Consider the following 15,643-nt stretch of genomic DNA (forward strand, 5'->3'; position numbering starts at 1 on the left):
CCCCCAGGCCCCTGCCCGATTCCCGCTCTGCATCCCGTAACCGCACGCAGAAACTTGCCTTGTAAAACAATCGGGTCTAGATGTAATACCCTGTAGATTCCCTTTCCGAACGGAGCAAAGCATGCATAGCGATGGACAGTTTGAGTATCAAAGCGCCCTGCGCTACAGCAGCGACCAATTGGCGCAGATCCTCTGCCACTGTTTTGAAAACTACATTGTGCGTTTTGTCATTGACGGCGCCACTTTCGCCAGCCGCTTTGGCGCCGAAGATCTCAGCCTGAACGACAGCATTATCGTCACCCACCAGCAACAACCGGTAGCGCTGGCGCTGATCAGCCGCCGTGGCCTGCACAGCCGGGTGGCGGCGCTGTCCATCCGCCCGGAAATGCGCGGCAAAGGGCTGGGAAAAGCGCTGATGCAGCGTATCGTCGCCGACGCGCGTAGTCGTGGCGATCGTCGGCTGTCTCTTGAGGTGATCGAAGGCAATGACGCCGCGCTGGCGCTCTATCATCAGGCCGGCCTGCGCATCGTCCGCACCCTGACCGGCCACCAGACCGACGCACCGACAACCGCCGAAGTGGCAATGCTGCAGGAGATTGACCCCTTGACCGTCTCGCACCGCCTGACGGCCGAAGGCGCCACCGACCAGCCTTGGCTGATCGCACCGGAATCGCTCTACAAACTGCCCGGTAAACCGCACGCCTTTACCCTTGACCGCCAGGCCTATGCGGTGGTGCAGGCCGGGGCCGAGAAGTGCTTCCTGCGCATGATTTACGTGCCGCCGCAGCACCGTGGCAAAGGGCATGCCCGGGCGCTGCTGGCCGCGTTACAGGTGCAGTTTTCGCCGCTGCCGCTGGCGGCCAACGTTTACGTTCCCGAGGTAGCGGCACCCTTCTTTGACCGCCTTGGCTGGCGGCAAGACGCGCTACGCCAGTTTGAGATGGCGATGACGTTGAATACCGCACCATAACAACCCGTAAGTTATTCTTTTATGGCAGGAGAAAACATGCAAAAAATGACCCTTGGCGCAGCGATCGGCATTGCGCTATTGACGCTGACCGGCTGCGCGCAGCCGCCGAAAACCGATCTGCAGGCTCAGCAGCGGCTGGCGGACCAGTCGGTGCTGGCGCTGAACTGGTTCCAACAGTCCGGTGAATACCAGGCGTTGGCGCACCAGGCATTCAACAGCGGCAAACGCGCCTTCGATCAGGCCAGGGCCGCGCCGGGCAAGAAGAAAGCCGTGGTGGTCGATCTGGACGAAACCCTGCTGGACAATAGCCCGTATTCAGGCTGGCAGGCGCAGCAAGGCAAGCCGTTCGCCGCCGCCACCTGGGCGAAATGGTCGCAGGCCGAGCAGGCCGGTGCGGTACCGGGCGCGGTGCAGTTTGCCCGTTACGTCAACAGCCATCAGGGCACGATGTTCTACGTCTCCAATCGCAAAGTGTCCGAATACGCCGCTACGGTCGCCAATATGCAGAAACTGGGTTTTACCGGCATGTCGGAAAAAACCGTGCTGCTCAGCAGCGACACGTCCAACAAGCAGGCGCGCTTTGACGCCATCAAACAGGCAGGTTATGACATCGTGGTGTACGCCGGCGACAACCTGAACGACTTCGGCGCGGCAACCTATCACAAGGATAATGCGCAACGTCGGGCATTCGTCAGCGATAATCAAAGCAGGTTCGGCACCGAATTTATCGTGCTGCCTAACCCGCTGTACGGCGACTGGGAAAGCGGTATGGCCCGCGATTACAACAAGCTGACGCCGGAGCAGAAGCTGCAAATCCGCCAACAGGCCATCAAGGCCTGGAACGGGCAGTAATCGCCTACAAACAGAGTACTTTCCAGTACAGTCGCGCTCTGCGTATACCCTATGGATTTCAAGTTACAGCTAGGCGGCAAGCTCGTTCATCCCCAGGAGCTTACTCAAGTAAGTGACTGGGGTGAACGGGCGCGGCCAACAACGCTGTAGCTTGAAAGACGACGGGTATACTTACAATAGTTTGTACATATAACTGGTGGCATCCAGCGCGCTGCCGTTGCTGGCCCGCGCGTACTGCGGAATACTTCCCGCCAGCTGAAACCCCAGTTGGCGATACATACCCTCGGCCGTGTCGCCGGTCAGGGTATCCAGCACCAATAAATGCCGCTGATGCTGAATCGCCTTTTGCTGAATTTGCAGCATCAGCTCACGGGCGATGCCCTGGCGGCGGGCCTGCGGATGCACCATCAATTTCACTACTTCGGCGCGGTGGCGGCCGTTGTCAGGCATGTCCAGCAGCAGTTGCACCGTGCCGACCACTCGCCCCGCTTGCCGGGCGACCAACAGGATCCGTTCTTCTCGCTCAATCGCCGGCAGCAGACGGCGCCAGAACGCCTGCGCCTGTTCCAGGGTGAAAGGCATCACAAAACCAATGCTCGCGCCTTGCGATACGCTGGCATGCAGCATATCGGCCAGCTCAGGAAGGGTGTTTTGTACCGCGCCGGCGTTCAGTTGCTGTATCTCAATCATGATTAGGGCCTGCAGATGACAAGGGTGTAATGGGCCGGCTCGGTGCCGGGCACAGCAAACCTGGAAGCGCCGAATAGCCGGTAGCGCAGACAGTCGCCAGGCTCAAGCTGGAAGGTGCGGTCCTCGAGCGTCAGCTCGAGCCGGCCTTCCAGCAGCCAAAGATGGTGCTCGAGCGCATGTACCGAAGGCGCGTCATAGGCAATCTCTGCGCCAGCTTCAAGCCGGCCTTCGATAAACTCCGCCTTGAACAGCGCGGCAGGCGGCGATACCGAGCGGCGATGAAAACCGCTGGCGCTGTCGATCCATACCGGTTGCTGCTCGCGGCGCAGCAGCTCCGGCGGTTCATCCTCGACCTCGCTCAGCAGGCGTGACATGGTCAGCCCATACGCCGAGCACAGCTTGTTCAGCAGCGAAGCGGTCGGGCTGGTTTCCGCACGCTCCACCCGCGACAGCGTCGCCCGGCTGATGCCGGTTTGCTGCGCCAACTCCTCGAGCGACCAACTCTGCCGCTGACGCAAATCAGACAGCCGCTGGGCCAAGCGGAGATCGGCGCTTTCCAATCCGTTATCCATTCTCGTGCTCCTGATGATAAATCCCATATAAGAGAAATAATCTCAAATTAGGGATTAGTCAATCGGATTTTAAAACAGGCCGCACAGGGCGATAAAAAACAGCATGCTCAGCAGCACCGCCAACATATTGCGCAAGAAAAACGCCAAGATCACCGCAAACAGCGCGCCCCACAGATAAGGATTATCCGGCACCGCGCGCAAGGTATCGCCGCTGAACGCCAGGATCGGCCCGCAGATCGCCGTCAGCACCGCCGGCACGGAAAAACTCAGCAAGCGTCTGAAGCGTGGCGACAGCCGCACCGGCAGGCCCGGTGCCAGAAAACAGTAACGGTTAAAAAACACCACCAGGCCCATCAGCACTATCGTCAGCCAAATCATGCGCACTCCTTGCTGCACAGCATGCCGACGCCCATCGCCGCGAGGGTGGTGATAATCAACGCGCCCGGTACCTGAAAATAATGCAGCGCTACCGACAGCGGCAACGCGGTCAGTACGCACGCCAGCACCGGCAGGCTACGGATCATCGGTACCACGATGGCGATAAAAGTGGCGGCAATGGAGAAATCCAGGCCATAAGAGTCCAGATCCTCGGCACTGCCGGCGGCCAACACGCCCAACAGGGTGAAAAAAATCCAGCTCAGGTAAAAGGTCAGCCCGGCACCCAGCGCGTACCAGCGGTTAAACCGCGCCGGGGCCTGGTTGCCGGTGAGGGCAAACAGCTCATCGGTCAACAGAAACCCCAACAGCAAACGCCAGCGCAAAGGGAGCGGCGCTACGCTTTCCCGCAGCCGCAGGCCATACAGAAAATGTTGGGCGGTGACAAAAAAGGTCGAGACCAAAATAGCCAGCAACCCCGCACCGCCTTTGATCATGCCCATCGCCACCAGTTGCGAGGCACCGGCAAAGACAATGGCCGACATGCCCAGCCCCTGCGCCGCCGTCAGGCCACTCTGGATGGCCATCGACCCCGCCAGGATGCCCCAGGGCAACACCGCCAGACACAGCGGCAGGATCGCCGCCGCCCCTTGCAGCGCCGGGCGCAGCCGGGACACCGGCGGCTCGGTGAGGATTGATAAGTGCGTCATGCTGTTCTCCTTGGTTTGAAGGCACAGCCTACGGCAGGATTACTCTGGGGTATTGCACAGGATTGCGCGGCTATTTCAGCGACTTAACATAGTCGCCGGGCGTGATGCCCATAGATTTGCGGAAATGGCGGTGGAAATGGCTTTGATCGTGAAAACCGCTGCTCAGCGCACTGTCCAGCACGCCGTGGCCGGCCTTCAGCATTTGGCGTGCCTTGCGCAACCGGGCCTGGATTTGGTAAGCATGCGGCGGCAAACCGGTAGCCAATTGAAACTGACGCAGCAGATAGTAAGGACTGAGCGCTACCCGTTCCGCCAGCTCCAGCAACGAAATGTCTGCCTCGGGGAAATCATCCAGAAAAGCCTTTACCTGCGTGACCTGGCGCTGCGCCTTACTCTGCGGCGCGGGGTCGATGCGGCTTTTACCGTGCCGCAACATCAGCCAGGTGAGCGCAGAAAACACCATGGTTTCTTTCAGCAGACGGTTTTCATCGCTGTGCAGCAGGCTGAACGCCAACCGCAGTTGGCCGGCAAGGCCGACGTCGTGAACCACCGGACTGGGGAAATAAGGCGTTGCCCCGGCACCGGTTTTCAAGTCTCGCGAGAGAAACGCCAGCAGTTCCGGGGTGGGATACATCGCCTGATAGGACCAGCCGTCTTCGCTGGCGGCGCTGCCGGTATGAATATCGTCGGCGTTGACCAGAATGATGCTGCCCAGCGGCGCCACGTGCTCGCCGCCGGTCCGGTAAAAACGCTGGGCGCCGTCGTCGATTACCCCTACGCAGAAGCCTTCGTGGCTATGGCGCGAGAAAGTCTGGCGGCGATAGGTGGCCTGCAGCACCCCCAACCCACCGAGTTCGTCGACGTGCATGAAGCTGGCCTGCTCCCGGCGAAGGTTACGCCCTGCGCTTTCCACCATAATATCCGCCTCCGCTGAATGAAGTTTATTCTATCATTCAGTGGACGGATGGTTTTGTACAAAATTGCCCGTTTCGTCGGCCGGCGGCGCGATTGCCGCACAGCGCCAGGCGCTAAACACCGCCAGCAACGGCGCCAGGGCAAACAGCAGGAACAGCCAACGCGCGGCATTGGCCGCCCCCGCCGCACCACCCGGCTCGTTCAGCCCGGCCAGATTCGCGATCATCCCGGCCAGCGCCGCGCCAAAGGCGGTGGCAAACAGCTGCACCGTGGTGATGGATGCGCCGGCGATATCCTTATCCGCTTCAGGGGCGACCTGCAAGATACGCGTCAACAGATGCGGCCAGCCGAAACCGATGCCGAATCCCACCAGCGTCAGCGCGATCACAATCGGCGTCAGCGCCAACCAGTGGCCGCCGGAAGGTGTCGGCATCAAAATACCCAGCGCCAATAACCCCACCAGCACGAACAGCGGCCCGCTGATGATCGCCCGGCGGATGCCCGCACTGCGCCAGCCGGAACTGAGGATTTCCGACAGCGTCCACCCCGCCGCCATGGTGGCCGCAATGTAGCCGGAGATCAGCGGCGACTGACCATGCAGGGTTTGCAGGAAGTAAGGCACGAAAATTTCGCTGGTCATGCCTATCACCAGCAGGGAGACGGTGATATACAGCGAGGCCAGTTGCGAGCCGCGACGCAGAGCGCCATGCGGTAACAGCCGTGCACGAGAGTGCGCCTCACGCTGGATCAGCCAGGCCATCAACAGCAGCGCCAGAGCAATGCCGCCCAGGTTGATCCACGCGCTGTCCGCCAGGCTACCGGCGGAAACCACCAGCACCGCCGTCGCCAACAGCAGCAACTGAGCCGCCGGCAACGGCGCCGCCTGTTGCTGGGGTTTGCCCTTGGGCAGGATCAGGAAAGTGAAGCCGGCGTACAGCACCATGATCGGCAGCAGGATGCCGAATGCCCAGCGCCAGGCGTTCAGTTCGGCAAAAACTCCGCCCACCGCCGGCCCTACCAGCGTCGCAATACCCCACATCGCCGACACCAATGCCATCGCGCGCGGCCACAGCTTTTGCTCAAAGACCAGATTGATCATGGCGTAGGACAACGCAAAGATCAGACCACCGCCAAACCCCTGTACCGTTCGGCCGATCAGCATGACCGGCATCGACGGTGCCAACGCGCACAGCATCGCCCCGGCGATAAAGAACAGCGACGCCACCAGATAGGCACTGCGTGCGCCATAACCGCTGAGCAACCGCGCGGATAACGCAGAACCGAGAATGGACGCCACCACAAACAGCGTGGTGTTCCAGGCATAGAGATTCAGGCCGCCAATATCCTGCACCACCGAGGGCAAAATGGTGGTGGCGACCAGAATATTGATGGCGTGCAGCGCTACGCCGAGCGAGAGCGCGATCGCACTGGCACCATTTTTGCCGGAGAAAAGATCGCCCCAACGGCTATCATCGTTAGTTATCACGGTTGTCGTCCTGTTTTCAGAGTAATGGCATTGAGTTGCGGGTGATAATGCGTTAATTTTAACAAGTGTTAACTTGGAATAATGGTAGGGCGAGGCGGAGAAATATGTCAAGAATAAACTTGGAAAATAGCGGTAACACCACGCAGTCGGTCAGTGACCGTTTGCTGACGCTATTGAAAACCCGCGGCCCACAACAGGCGTCTGATGCAGGGAGAGTCCTTGGCACCACCGGTGAAGCTGCGCGCCAGCAGTTCGTCAAGCTGGCAAAAGAGGGTTTGGTTGAAGCGGTGGCGGAAACGCGCGGCGTCGGTCGCCCGGTGCAGTTGTGGCACCTGACCGCCGCCGGCAATGCGCGTTTTCCGGATACCCACTCCGAATTGACGGTGCAACTGCTGCGCACCGTACGCGACAAACTGGGCGAACAGGCGATCGACTTGCTGATCGACACCCGTGAACAGGAAACGCGCATTAACTACAAACAGGCGATGATCGGTGCGACCGACTTGCAAGAACGCGTCGCGCGCCTGACGGCCATCCGCACCCGCGAAGGTTACATGGCCGAATGGCGCGCCCAGGAAGACGGCTCGTTTCTGTTGGTGGAAAATCACTGCCCGATCTGCGCCGCCGCCACCGTCTGCCAGGGATTCTGCCGCGCTGAACTGAGTATTTTCACCGAAGTGTTGCAGGCGCAGGTCGAGCGCTCCGAGCATATCCTGGCCGGCGCGCGCCGTTGCGCTTATCGCATCTCGTTGCTGTAAGCAGGCACTCCCCCATGCACCGGGCGCAACCGCAATGAAAACGCATGCCGGATTCTGGCTGGCGACACTGGGGATCAACGCCGCCTGGCTGTTGGCGATCCTGGGCCACGATCGGGTCAATGCCGTACTGCTGGCCGGCGCGGTGCTGGCGCTTATCTTTACCCCGGCGCACCGGCGGCGATGGGCGCTGTTGGCCGCCCTGACCGGTATCCTGATGGACAGCCTGTGGAGCTATGCCGGCGTGCTGCATTTCAGCGGCCATAGCCTGTTGCCGTTATGGATGATTGCCCTGTGGCTGGCCTTTGGCTGCTGGTGGTTTTGGCTGTTGGACCTGATAAAGGCCGCCCTCTGGCCGCTGGCAGTCCTGGGTTCCATCGCCGGGCCGCTGGCGGGCATTATCGGTTGGAAGTTGGGAGCAATACAGCCGGGCATCGCGCCGGAAATCATGCTGTTGCTGCTTTCTGTCGGTTGGGCCGCCTTTCTGCCCGCGGTGAGCTGGCCGCGTCTGAACAAGCCGGCCCCGTAACGGCGCAGGCTTGCCTGCCATTCCTTTTTCACCGGCCTTTTTTCCATTAAAAAGTGCTGAAAAGCGTTGCTTATCCGCCACCCGATCGGGTTTACTGAGTCCTCTAATAATAACCTTCCCTACAGAATAAAAACCCATGCTTAGCCAAAATAGCCGTAACGTCCTGCCGTTAATCGGGGCGCTGTTCACGTTATATATTGTTTGGGGGTCGACCTACTTCGTTATTCGTCTGGGGGTAGAGAGCTGGCCGCCGTTGATGATGGCCGGTATCCGCTTTCTGGTCGCCGGGATCGTGCTGTTCAGTTTCCTGGCACTGCGCGGCCATGCTCTGCCAACGCCAAAACAGTGGCTGGCCGCCGGCACCATCGGCATTTTGCTGTTGGCGGTGGGCAACGGCCTGGTGACCGTGGCGGAGCATCAGAACGTGCCTTCCGGCATTGCCGCGGTGATGGTGGCGACGGTGCCGCTGTTTACCCTGTGCTTTAGCCTGCTGTGGGGCATGCGCAATACCAAACTGGAATGGGCGGGCATTGCGCTGGGCCTGGTGGGGATTGTGCTGCTGAATACCGGCAATAACCTGGTCGGCAACCCGACCGGCGCGCTGCTGATCCTGCTGGCTTCCGCCAGTTGGGCGTTTGGATCGGTGCTGGGATCGCGCATCTCACTCCCCGCCGGGCCGATGGCCGGTGCGGCGGAAATGCTGGTCGCCGGCGTGGTGTTGCTGGCGGTCAGCCAACTGAGCGGCGAGCGCCTGACCCAGATGCCCACCGCCAAAGGCTTCTTCGCGCTGGGTTACCTGATCGTCTTCGGCTCCATGCTGGCGATCAGCGCCTACATGTTTTTGCTGAAAAACGTGCGCCCGGCGGTGGCGACCAGCTATGCCTACGTCAACCCGGTGGTAGCGGTGCTGCTCGGCATCGGCTTTGCCGGCGAGTCGCTGGCGCCACGCGAATGGGCCGCGCTGGTGATTATCGTCGCTGCGGTGGTGCTGGTGACGCTGGGAAAATACCTGTTCACCCGTCCGGCAAGCCGTATAAACAGAAAATAGTATGATTCGGGGCGAAGATATTCGCCCCTATGCCGCCGCCGACAAAGGGTCTATAATTCCCACTGTTCCGAACAACCTGCGAAATTATTCCTATGCTGAAAAAAGCCTTTATCATCGTTATCGCCCTGGCCGCCTTTGGTTCACTGGGCGGCGTATTCCTGGCCGGGCTGAATATGTACACCCGTTCCACCACGCCGCTCGAAGAGAGCACCACCACCAGCGATGCCGCCGTCAGCACGGCTCCGGCAGACGGCATTCAGGCCAAGTGATGCTCCATCCAGCCCTGGCAACGCTGCTGTAAAAAGCGTTGCAACAGCCTGACGCGCTCCGATACCTGCGAACGGTGCGGGCACACCAGGCTGATGGGCACTGCGTCGCTTTGCCATTCCGGCAATAGCTGTACCAGGCGCCCTGCGTGAATATCCGCCACCACATCGATGGCCGATTTACGGACAATACCGTGCCCGGCCAGCGCCCAGCGCCGCGCCACCTCGCCGTCGTCGGTAAAATAATGGCCGTTCAACGGCACTTCAATGCACTCATCCCCACGCCACAAGCGCCATTCTGCCTGCCTGCGCCCGCTGGGCTGATAAATCAGAATGCCGTGTTGCGCCAGTTCTGCCGGCGTCTGCGGCACGCCATACCGTTGCAGGTAAGCCGGGCTGGCGCAGATTAAGCGCCGGTGCTGCGGTAAAATGGGCAGTGCCACCAGCGAAGAATCCGCCAGTTGGCCAAAACGCAGCGCAATATCTACCGGCTCGCGGAACAGATCGGCCTGGCGATCGTTAATCAGCAATTGCAGCTGAATATGCGGGTGCTGTAGTTTGAATTCGTCCAGCCAGCCCAACAGCAGGTTGCGGCCAAAATCCGACGGCGCAGAAATTTGCAGCACGCCGGAGAGCCCCTGATGTTTCTCGCGTATCGCCTGCTCCCCTTCCGCCAACGCGCCTAACGCCAGCCGGGCGCTATCAAGATAACGCCGCCCTTCCTCCGTCAAGCGCAGGCTGCGGGTGGAACGCACCAACAGCCGTACCCCCAACCGCTGCTCCAGCCTTTTAACCGCAATGCTGGCCGCCGCAGGGGTGATATCCAGCGCTCGTGCCGCCTCTGAAAAACTGCCGCCGTCAACCGTACGAACGAACACCTCGAGATCGATAAAGGATGTCATGGGGATCCTGGCGCTACGCCTATTATTAAAAATAATTTATAAGTGTTTGCCATTTAGGCTGATTGTTCGCGGATTTTCAATGATTGATGATAGATAACATCGACATTCATGGCAATCGAGGCCCTATCATGACCCTCTCTTCTTCTCCCCTGCACCGGCAAAAGCTGGTGATTATCGGCGGTAACAGCGGTATCGGTGCGGCGGTGGCTTACGCCGCCGTGGCAAACGGCGCCAGCGTAGTGCTGGCCTCACGCCGTACCGGGTGTATGCAACACTATCATCCTGCCGACGGTGGCAACCTGCGGGTGATGCAGGCGGACGTCACCGACCAAGCTTCGCTGCGGGCGCTGTTCGCCGAGGTCGGCGAGTTCGATCATCTGGTGTTCACCGCCGGGCCGGTCGTACAGGCCAAACTGCTGGCGGATACGGATTTTGACGAAGCGCAGGCCAGTTTTGACGTCAAATTGTGGGGCGCACTGCGCGCCATTCAGGCTGCGCTGCCTACCTTGTCGCCGCAGGGCTCCATCACCCTGACCTCTGGCCAGCTGTCGCGCAAATACCTCAGCGGGCAGTTAATTAAAACCGGCATCAATGCGGCGCTGGAGGCGATGGGCAAACAGTTGGCGAAAGAGCTGGCGCCGCGACGGGTCAACGTGGTCAGCCCCGGCATTACCGTCACCGAAGCTTACGATGCCCTGGGCGCCGAACAGCGTCAGGCGATGTTCGCCAAAATCGGCGCCGGGCTGCCGGTCGGGCGCGTCGGCCAGGCGGCGGACGTGGCGGCAGGGTATCTGCTGGCAATGGAAAACGGCTTTATCACCGGCAGCGTGATTGACATCGACGGCGGCGGCCTGCTGTAAATTTGGCAAGCGCCGCCTGGGGGAACGCCTACAGCGCCGTCACCCCCAGCGCGGCGGCCTGTTGTTCCAGTACGGTGATTTTTTGGTACGCCGAACGGGGTACCAGCGTGAAATCGCCGATCAGCAGGCTGTCGCTCACCGCCTCCCCCACCATCGCCTTCGCTCCGGCGCGCAATATTTCCAGCTGTTCCGGCGGCGTATGTGCAGAAGTAATCAGCGGCAGCCCCGGAACGACGGCCGTACGGCCAATAATTTTCAACCCCGCCAGCGCCTGCGGTTGCGCCCGCTTGAGCAATTCCAGGCTGACGCAGTCGATGGCCGCAATGTCCGCTTCGCGGCTTTGGATTAGCCTGAGCGATTGATAATGCGCGCCGGAGGCGATGGCGGCGCGGAAGAATTTTCCGTCTTGCGCCAAAGGCGCGATCAGTGCGCGCAGGCTGTTATGGCCAGACTGCGAATCTGTGCTGTTATAGGCCGCTACCCGGCCGCGAAAATCCGCCAGGCTTTCTCCCGGTTCATCATCGCGCACCACCAACCAGCTACTGTAGTCCGGCCCCTCGCAACCCTCGACGCGATAGTGGTAAGTGCCGACCAGTTGTACCTGCGGCAGGCTGCTGACCAGCGGATAACCGCAAGTCTGGCTGAGCAGGACATCGCCCTGCTGCCAATGCCGCGCCAAATCTTGCGGCCAACTCAGTTGCGGCGGCAAATCCGCCAGCCCCAAATCTTGAAGTTTTTCGCGCAGCACCTGCCAAAAGGCCTCGGCCGGTTGATGCGTAACGCCGTACATCGGCAAAGATACCTGCTTCATGTCCCTTACCCCGCAGAAGAACCCACCGGCGTCTGCTGACGCCAGGCGGTGAGATAGCGCACCCAGCGCTCAAACAGCATATCGGTGATGATCGCCAGCAAGGCCACCACCGCCGCCCCCTGAATGACATAGGCGGTATTGAAACCGCTCAGGCCGATGATAATCGGCGAACCCAGCGTTTTGGTGCCGACGGTGGAGGCGATCGCCGCCGTGCCGATGTTAATGATGACCGACGTGCGGATGCCGGCGACAATCACCGGCGCCGCCAGCGGCAGCTCGACGCGCCACAGGATCTGCCTGGCGTTCATCCCCACCCCCTGCGCAATCTCGCGCGTGGCGCTGGGCACCGATTCAATCCCCGCCAGAGTCCCCTGCAAGATGGGCAGCAGGCCATACAGCACCAGGGCAATAATCGCCGGTTGCTCGCTAAAGCCCATCACCGGCACAGCAATCGCCAGCACCGCCACCGGCGGGAAGGTCTGACCGACCGCCACCAGGGTTTCCACCAGCGAACGGAATTCCTTGCCGGCCCGGCGGGTCACGCCGATCCCTGCCGCTACGCCAATCACCACGGCGATCAGGCTGGAAACCGCCACCAGCAACAGGTGCGCCCACACCAGCGAGATAAAGCTGTCTTGCTGGTAGATCGGCCGGTCCAGATCGGGGAACCAGGCAGCGAACAGCCCGTGCAAATGATTCATGCCAAACACCAGCGCCAGCAGCAAAGCGAAGGTCCAGGGCAGCGGATCGCGCAGCCAGCGCGTGAAACGCGGCGCACTCATGACAGCGCCTGTTGGCTAATCAGATCGTTGAAATGCAGCACGCCGAGCGCTTCGCCCTGTTCGCCTACCACCGGTAAACTTTCACTGCCGCGTGCCACAAACACCGACAGAGCTTCGCGCAGGCTCATGGCGGCAGCGATCGGCTCGCCGTCGGCACTGCCGGGGCGCACGCGTTCCGCCACCGTTGCCAGCGACAGCAGCTTGATGCCGCGATCGCTGCGGCCGAAGAAATCGCGGACAAAATCGTTGGCCGGCGCGGTCAGCAGTTCCAGCGGCGTGCCCTGCTGCACAATGCGCCCCTGATCGAGCAATACGATGCGGTCCGCCAGCGCCAGCGCTTCGTCGATGTCGTGCGTCACCAGCACTATGGTGCGCCCGGAAAGATGATGAATGCGCGCGATCTCCGTTTGCAGCGCCGCGCGCGTCACCGGATCCAGTGCCCCGAAAGGTTCATCCATCAGCAGCACCTCAGGATCGGCGGCCAGCGCGCGTGCCACCCCAACCCGCTGCTGCTGCCCGCCGGAAAGCTGGTGCGGGTAGCGGCGGCGGAACAGATCCGGTTCCAGATGCAGCAGCTCCAGCAGTTCGGTCACCCGGTCGCGGATGCGCGCTCGCGGCCATTTCAGCAGTTGCGGCACGGTGGCGATGTTCTCCTCCACAGTCCAGTGCGGAAACAGCCCGATCGACTGAATGGCATAACCCATCCGGCGGCGCAGATCCTGCGGTTTGAATTTCTGGATCTCTTCGCCGGCAAAATAAATCTTGCCCTGATCGTGTTCGATCAGCCGGTTGATCATTTTTAACGTCGTGGATTTACCGGAACCCGAGGTGCCGATCAGTACGGCAAATTCGCCCTCGGCAATCTGCAGCGTAAGGTCGTCCACCGCCGGCTTGCCCTGAAAAATCTTGCTGACCTGAGTAAAGTGAATCATCGGCGTGAGACTTCCAATAATGAAACCATAAATTTAAACAGCGAATCGACGATTACCGCCATCACGATCACCGGGATCACCCCCAGCAGCACCAGATCCAGCGCGCTGCTGAGCAGGCCCTGGAAGACAATGGCGCCAAAACCCCCGGCACCGATCAGCGCCGCCACCACCGCCATGCCGACGGTTTGCACCGCCAGAATGCGCACGCCGGTCAAAAACAGCGGTAACGCCAGCGGCAACTGCACACGGAAGAAAATCTGCCCGCGCGTCAGACCCATGCCGCGGGCGGACTCGATCACGCTGGCCGGCACGCTTTGCAGCCCGGCCACCACGCTGCGCACCAGCGGCAACAGGGCGTACAGCACCAGCGCAACGATCGCCGGCGCCATGCCGATGCCGCTGACGCCGTGCTCCGCCAGCCACGGCACCGCCGTCGCCAACCCGGCCAAAGGCGCTATCAGCAGGCCAAACAGCGCAATCGAGGGCACGGTCTGGATAATGTTCAGGGTCGAGAAGATCGGCGTTTGCCAGCGGCGGGAACGGAAACACAGCACCCCGAGCGGCACGCCAATCAACAGCGCCGGCACCAGCGTCGCCAGCAGAATGGTCAGGTGCTGCAACAGCGCGGCGTCAAATACGTCCTGCCGGTTGTAGTACTCCTTAAGCAACGAAAGCTGATCCAACTGATGCCCAAACAGCAGCGCCACCGCAGGCAGCACCACCAGCAGATTGCCGAGGATGCGCCACAGATGCGAGGCGGTGAGGCGGGTCATGGCGTCCGCGGCCATCAGCAGGCTCAACGCCAATATCAGCCAGCAGCCGCTACCCCAGGAGGTGCGCGCCAGTTTGGACCCGTCCTGCGCCAGTTGTTGCGCGGCATGGCCGCTCAGCCAGAAGGCCAGCGTCAGCAGCGCCGAAGCGGCCAACGCGGTGAGCAACGCATTACGCCGGTTCGGCGCCAGCAGGCTAAGCGCCGCCAGCACCAGCATCGGGGCCAACAGCCACAGCGCCGGGCCGTGCAGCAGGGAGATCAAGGAAATGGGCTTGCCCGACAACAGGCGATTGGGGGCATAACTGAGAAACGGCAGGCCAAATGCGGCCAGCAGCAACAGGATAAGCAATGTCAGTAAAACGCGGTTTTTTACGGCAATAATCAAAGAAACTCTCCGGCTCCATGTCTGGTGGGCCGTATCCCGCCCCTCTCCCAAAGGGAGAGGGGGAAGATCGGCGTTATCCCTTAACAAATCCTTTCTCTTTCAGATAAGCGGCCGCAACCTGTTTGGCATCCTGGCCTTCCACCGCGATCTGCGCATTGAGTTTCTGCAACGTCGGGCCATCCAGTGAGGCAAATACCGGCTTCAGCAATTCGGCGATATTGGCGTGCTGTTTTAGCGCCGCCTCGCGGATAATTGGCGCCGGCGCGTAAATCGGCTGCACGCCTTTTGGATCTTCCAGCGTTTGCAGCCCCAGCGCCGCCACCGGGCCGTCGGTGCCATAGGCCATCGCCGCATTCACGCCGGAGGTTTGCTCCGCCGCCGCCTTGATGGTCACGGCGGTATCGCCGCCGGCCAGCGACAGCAGTTGATCCTGATTCAGTTTAAAGCCGTAAGCATTTTGGAACGCCGGCAGTGCATCCGGGCGTTCGATAAACTCCGCCGAAGCCGCCAGCTTGAACTTGCCGCCGCCGTTGATCCACTTGCCCAGGTCGGCCAGGGTTTTCAGGTGGTTGGCGTCCGCCACGTCCTGACGGATGGCGATAGTCCAGGTATTATTGGCCGGCGAGGCATCCAGCCAGACGATTTTGTTCTTGTCATAATCGAGCTTCTTCACCTTCTCGAAACCGGCCTGGGCATTTTTCCATGCCGGGTCCTTTTCGTCGGAGAAGAAAAATGCGCCGTTGCCGGTGTATTCCGGGTAGACGTCAATCTCGCCGGAGGTGATCGCCCCGCGCAGCACCTTGGTGGTGCCGAGCTGCAATTTGTTGGTGGTTTTGATGCCGTTGGATTCCAGCACCTGCACAATGATGTTGCCGAGCAGCGAGCCTTCGGTGTCGATTTTGGACCCGACGCGCACCGTATCGGCCGCCTGCGCCACGCCGACGCTCGCGGCGAGCAAGGTCAACGCCAGAGCAAAGAAACGTCCACGTGATGGGGTGATAGCCATACTTTTTCCTCTTGTTGTGTGTTTT

19 protein-coding genes are annotated in these 15,643 nt (G+C 60.9%); 7 read left to right on the plus strand and 12 right to left on the minus strand.

Features of this window, described 5'->3' with window-relative positions; genetic code table 11:
• The first annotated feature begins 121 nt into the window (after positions 1-121).
• Together D4100_RS07135 and D4100_RS07140 are read left to right on the plus strand one after the other, a co-directional pair.
• Positions 122-970, plus strand: coding sequence for a GNAT family N-acetyltransferase (locus tag D4100_RS07135; protein ID WP_065506108.1), 849 nt, complete (start codon positions 122-124; stop codon positions 968-970).
• A 36-nt stretch (positions 971-1,006) separates the two neighbouring features.
• A complete protein-coding gene (locus D4100_RS07140) occupies positions 1,007-1,822 on the plus strand; it encodes a 5'-nucleotidase, lipoprotein e(P4) family (protein ID WP_065506107.1) in 816 nt (271 codons plus the stop codon).
• Positions 1,823-1,993: 171 nt separating this feature from the next.
• On the opposite strand, the gene D4100_RS07145 is transcribed toward D4100_RS07140, so the two are convergent.
• From D4100_RS07145 to D4100_RS07170, 6 genes are all read right to left on the minus strand, one after another.
• Positions 1,994-2,512 (minus strand): GNAT family N-acetyltransferase, encoded by a 519-nt coding sequence (locus D4100_RS07145; RefSeq protein WP_119803773.1) that lies wholly within the window; start codon positions 2,510-2,512, stop codon positions 1,994-1,996.
• 2 nt (positions 2,513-2,514) lie between these two features.
• A complete protein-coding gene (locus D4100_RS07150; RefSeq protein WP_065506104.1) occupies positions 2,515-3,084 on the minus strand; it encodes a helix-turn-helix domain-containing protein in 570 nt (189 codons plus the stop codon).
• A 69-nt stretch (positions 3,085-3,153) separates the two neighbouring features.
• Positions 3,154-3,462 carry an AzlD domain-containing protein gene (locus tag D4100_RS07155; RefSeq protein ID WP_119803775.1) on the minus strand — a complete coding sequence of 103 codons (309 nt, stop codon included), beginning with the start codon at positions 3,460-3,462 and terminating at the stop codon, positions 3,154-3,156.
• Positions 3,459-4,169: an AzlC family ABC transporter permease gene (locus tag D4100_RS07160; RefSeq protein WP_119803777.1), complete on the minus strand. Its 711-nt coding sequence runs from the start codon at positions 4,167-4,169 to the stop codon at positions 3,459-3,461. The genes D4100_RS07155 and D4100_RS07160 overlap by 4 nt, the downstream gene beginning before the upstream one ends.
• A gap of 70 nt (positions 4,170-4,239) precedes the next feature.
• On the minus strand, positions 4,240-5,085 hold the full coding sequence (locus D4100_RS07165) for an AraC family transcriptional regulator (RefSeq protein WP_119803779.1): 846 nt from the start codon (positions 5,083-5,085) through the stop codon (positions 4,240-4,242).
• 33 nt (positions 5,086-5,118) lie between these two features.
• Positions 5,119-6,570 carry an MFS transporter gene (locus D4100_RS07170; protein WP_119803781.1) on the minus strand — a complete coding sequence of 484 codons (1,452 nt, stop codon included), beginning with the start codon at positions 6,568-6,570 and terminating at the stop codon, positions 5,119-5,121.
• A 104-nt stretch (positions 6,571-6,674) separates the two neighbouring features.
• On the opposite strand from D4100_RS07170, the gene D4100_RS07175 reads away from it, so the two are divergent.
• The 4 genes from D4100_RS07175 to D4100_RS25760 all read left to right on the plus strand — a co-directional run bounded on the left by D4100_RS07175 (position 6,675) and on the right by D4100_RS25760 (position 9,171).
• Entirely contained in the window at positions 6,675-7,328 is a 654-nt protein-coding gene (locus D4100_RS07175; protein WP_119803783.1) for a helix-turn-helix transcriptional regulator, read from the plus strand.
• 34 nt (positions 7,329-7,362) lie between these two features.
• Entirely contained in the window at positions 7,363-7,854 is a 492-nt protein-coding gene (locus D4100_RS07180; RefSeq protein WP_065506098.1) for a DUF2878 domain-containing protein, read from the plus strand.
• Positions 7,855-7,990: 136 nt separating this feature from the next.
• A complete protein-coding gene (gene yedA / locus D4100_RS07185) occupies positions 7,991-8,902 on the plus strand; it encodes a drug/metabolite exporter YedA (RefSeq protein ID WP_065506097.1) in 912 nt (303 codons plus the stop codon).
• Positions 8,903-8,994: 92 nt separating this feature from the next.
• Entirely contained in the window at positions 8,995-9,171 is a 177-nt protein-coding gene (locus D4100_RS25760) for a hypothetical protein (RefSeq protein WP_167669653.1), read from the plus strand.
• Here the strand turns inward: D4100_RS25760 and D4100_RS07190 are convergent.
• Entirely contained in the window at positions 9,159-10,070 is a 912-nt protein-coding gene (locus D4100_RS07190) for a LysR family transcriptional regulator (protein ID WP_065506096.1), read from the minus strand. The two genes, D4100_RS25760 and D4100_RS07190, sit on opposite strands and share 13 nt — an antisense overlap.
• Before the next feature lie 128 nt (positions 10,071-10,198).
• On the opposite strand from D4100_RS07190, the gene D4100_RS07195 reads away from it, so the two are divergent.
• Positions 10,199-10,930: an SDR family oxidoreductase gene (locus D4100_RS07195; RefSeq protein ID WP_119804120.1), complete on the plus strand. Its 732-nt coding sequence runs from the start codon at positions 10,199-10,201 to the stop codon at positions 10,928-10,930.
• A gap of 28 nt (positions 10,931-10,958) precedes the next feature.
• Here D4100_RS07195 and D4100_RS07200 read toward each other — a convergent pair whose 3' ends face one another.
• The 5 genes from D4100_RS07200 to osmF form a co-directional block, all read right to left on the minus strand.
• Positions 10,959-11,741, minus strand: coding sequence for a phosphate/phosphite/phosphonate ABC transporter substrate-binding protein (locus tag D4100_RS07200; RefSeq protein ID WP_119803785.1), 783 nt, complete (start codon positions 11,739-11,741; stop codon positions 10,959-10,961).
• A gap of 5 nt (positions 11,742-11,746) precedes the next feature.
• Positions 11,747-12,523 carry an ABC transporter permease gene (locus tag D4100_RS07205; RefSeq protein WP_065506094.1) on the minus strand — a complete coding sequence of 259 codons (777 nt, stop codon included), beginning with the start codon at positions 12,521-12,523 and terminating at the stop codon, positions 11,747-11,749.
• Entirely contained in the window at positions 12,520-13,455 is a 936-nt protein-coding gene (locus tag D4100_RS07210) for an ABC transporter ATP-binding protein (RefSeq protein WP_065506093.1), read from the minus strand. The genes D4100_RS07205 and D4100_RS07210 overlap by 4 nt, the downstream gene beginning before the upstream one ends.
• Complete coding sequence (locus D4100_RS07215) at positions 13,452-14,612, minus strand: ABC transporter permease (RefSeq protein ID WP_065506092.1); 1,161 nt, start codon at positions 14,610-14,612, stop codon at positions 13,452-13,454. The genes D4100_RS07210 and D4100_RS07215 overlap by 4 nt, the downstream gene beginning before the upstream one ends.
• A 73-nt stretch (positions 14,613-14,685) precedes the next feature.
• Positions 14,686-15,618: a glycine betaine ABC transporter substrate-binding protein OsmF gene (osmF, locus tag D4100_RS07220; RefSeq protein WP_119803787.1), complete on the minus strand. Its 933-nt coding sequence runs from the start codon at positions 15,616-15,618 to the stop codon at positions 14,686-14,688.
• Positions 15,619-15,643 lie beyond the last annotated feature (25 nt).

It is taken from the genome of Serratia inhibens, from assembly GCF_003591175.1.
In the GTDB taxonomy this organism is placed as follows: domain Bacteria; phylum Pseudomonadota; class Gammaproteobacteria; order Enterobacterales; family Enterobacteriaceae; genus Serratia; species Serratia inhibens.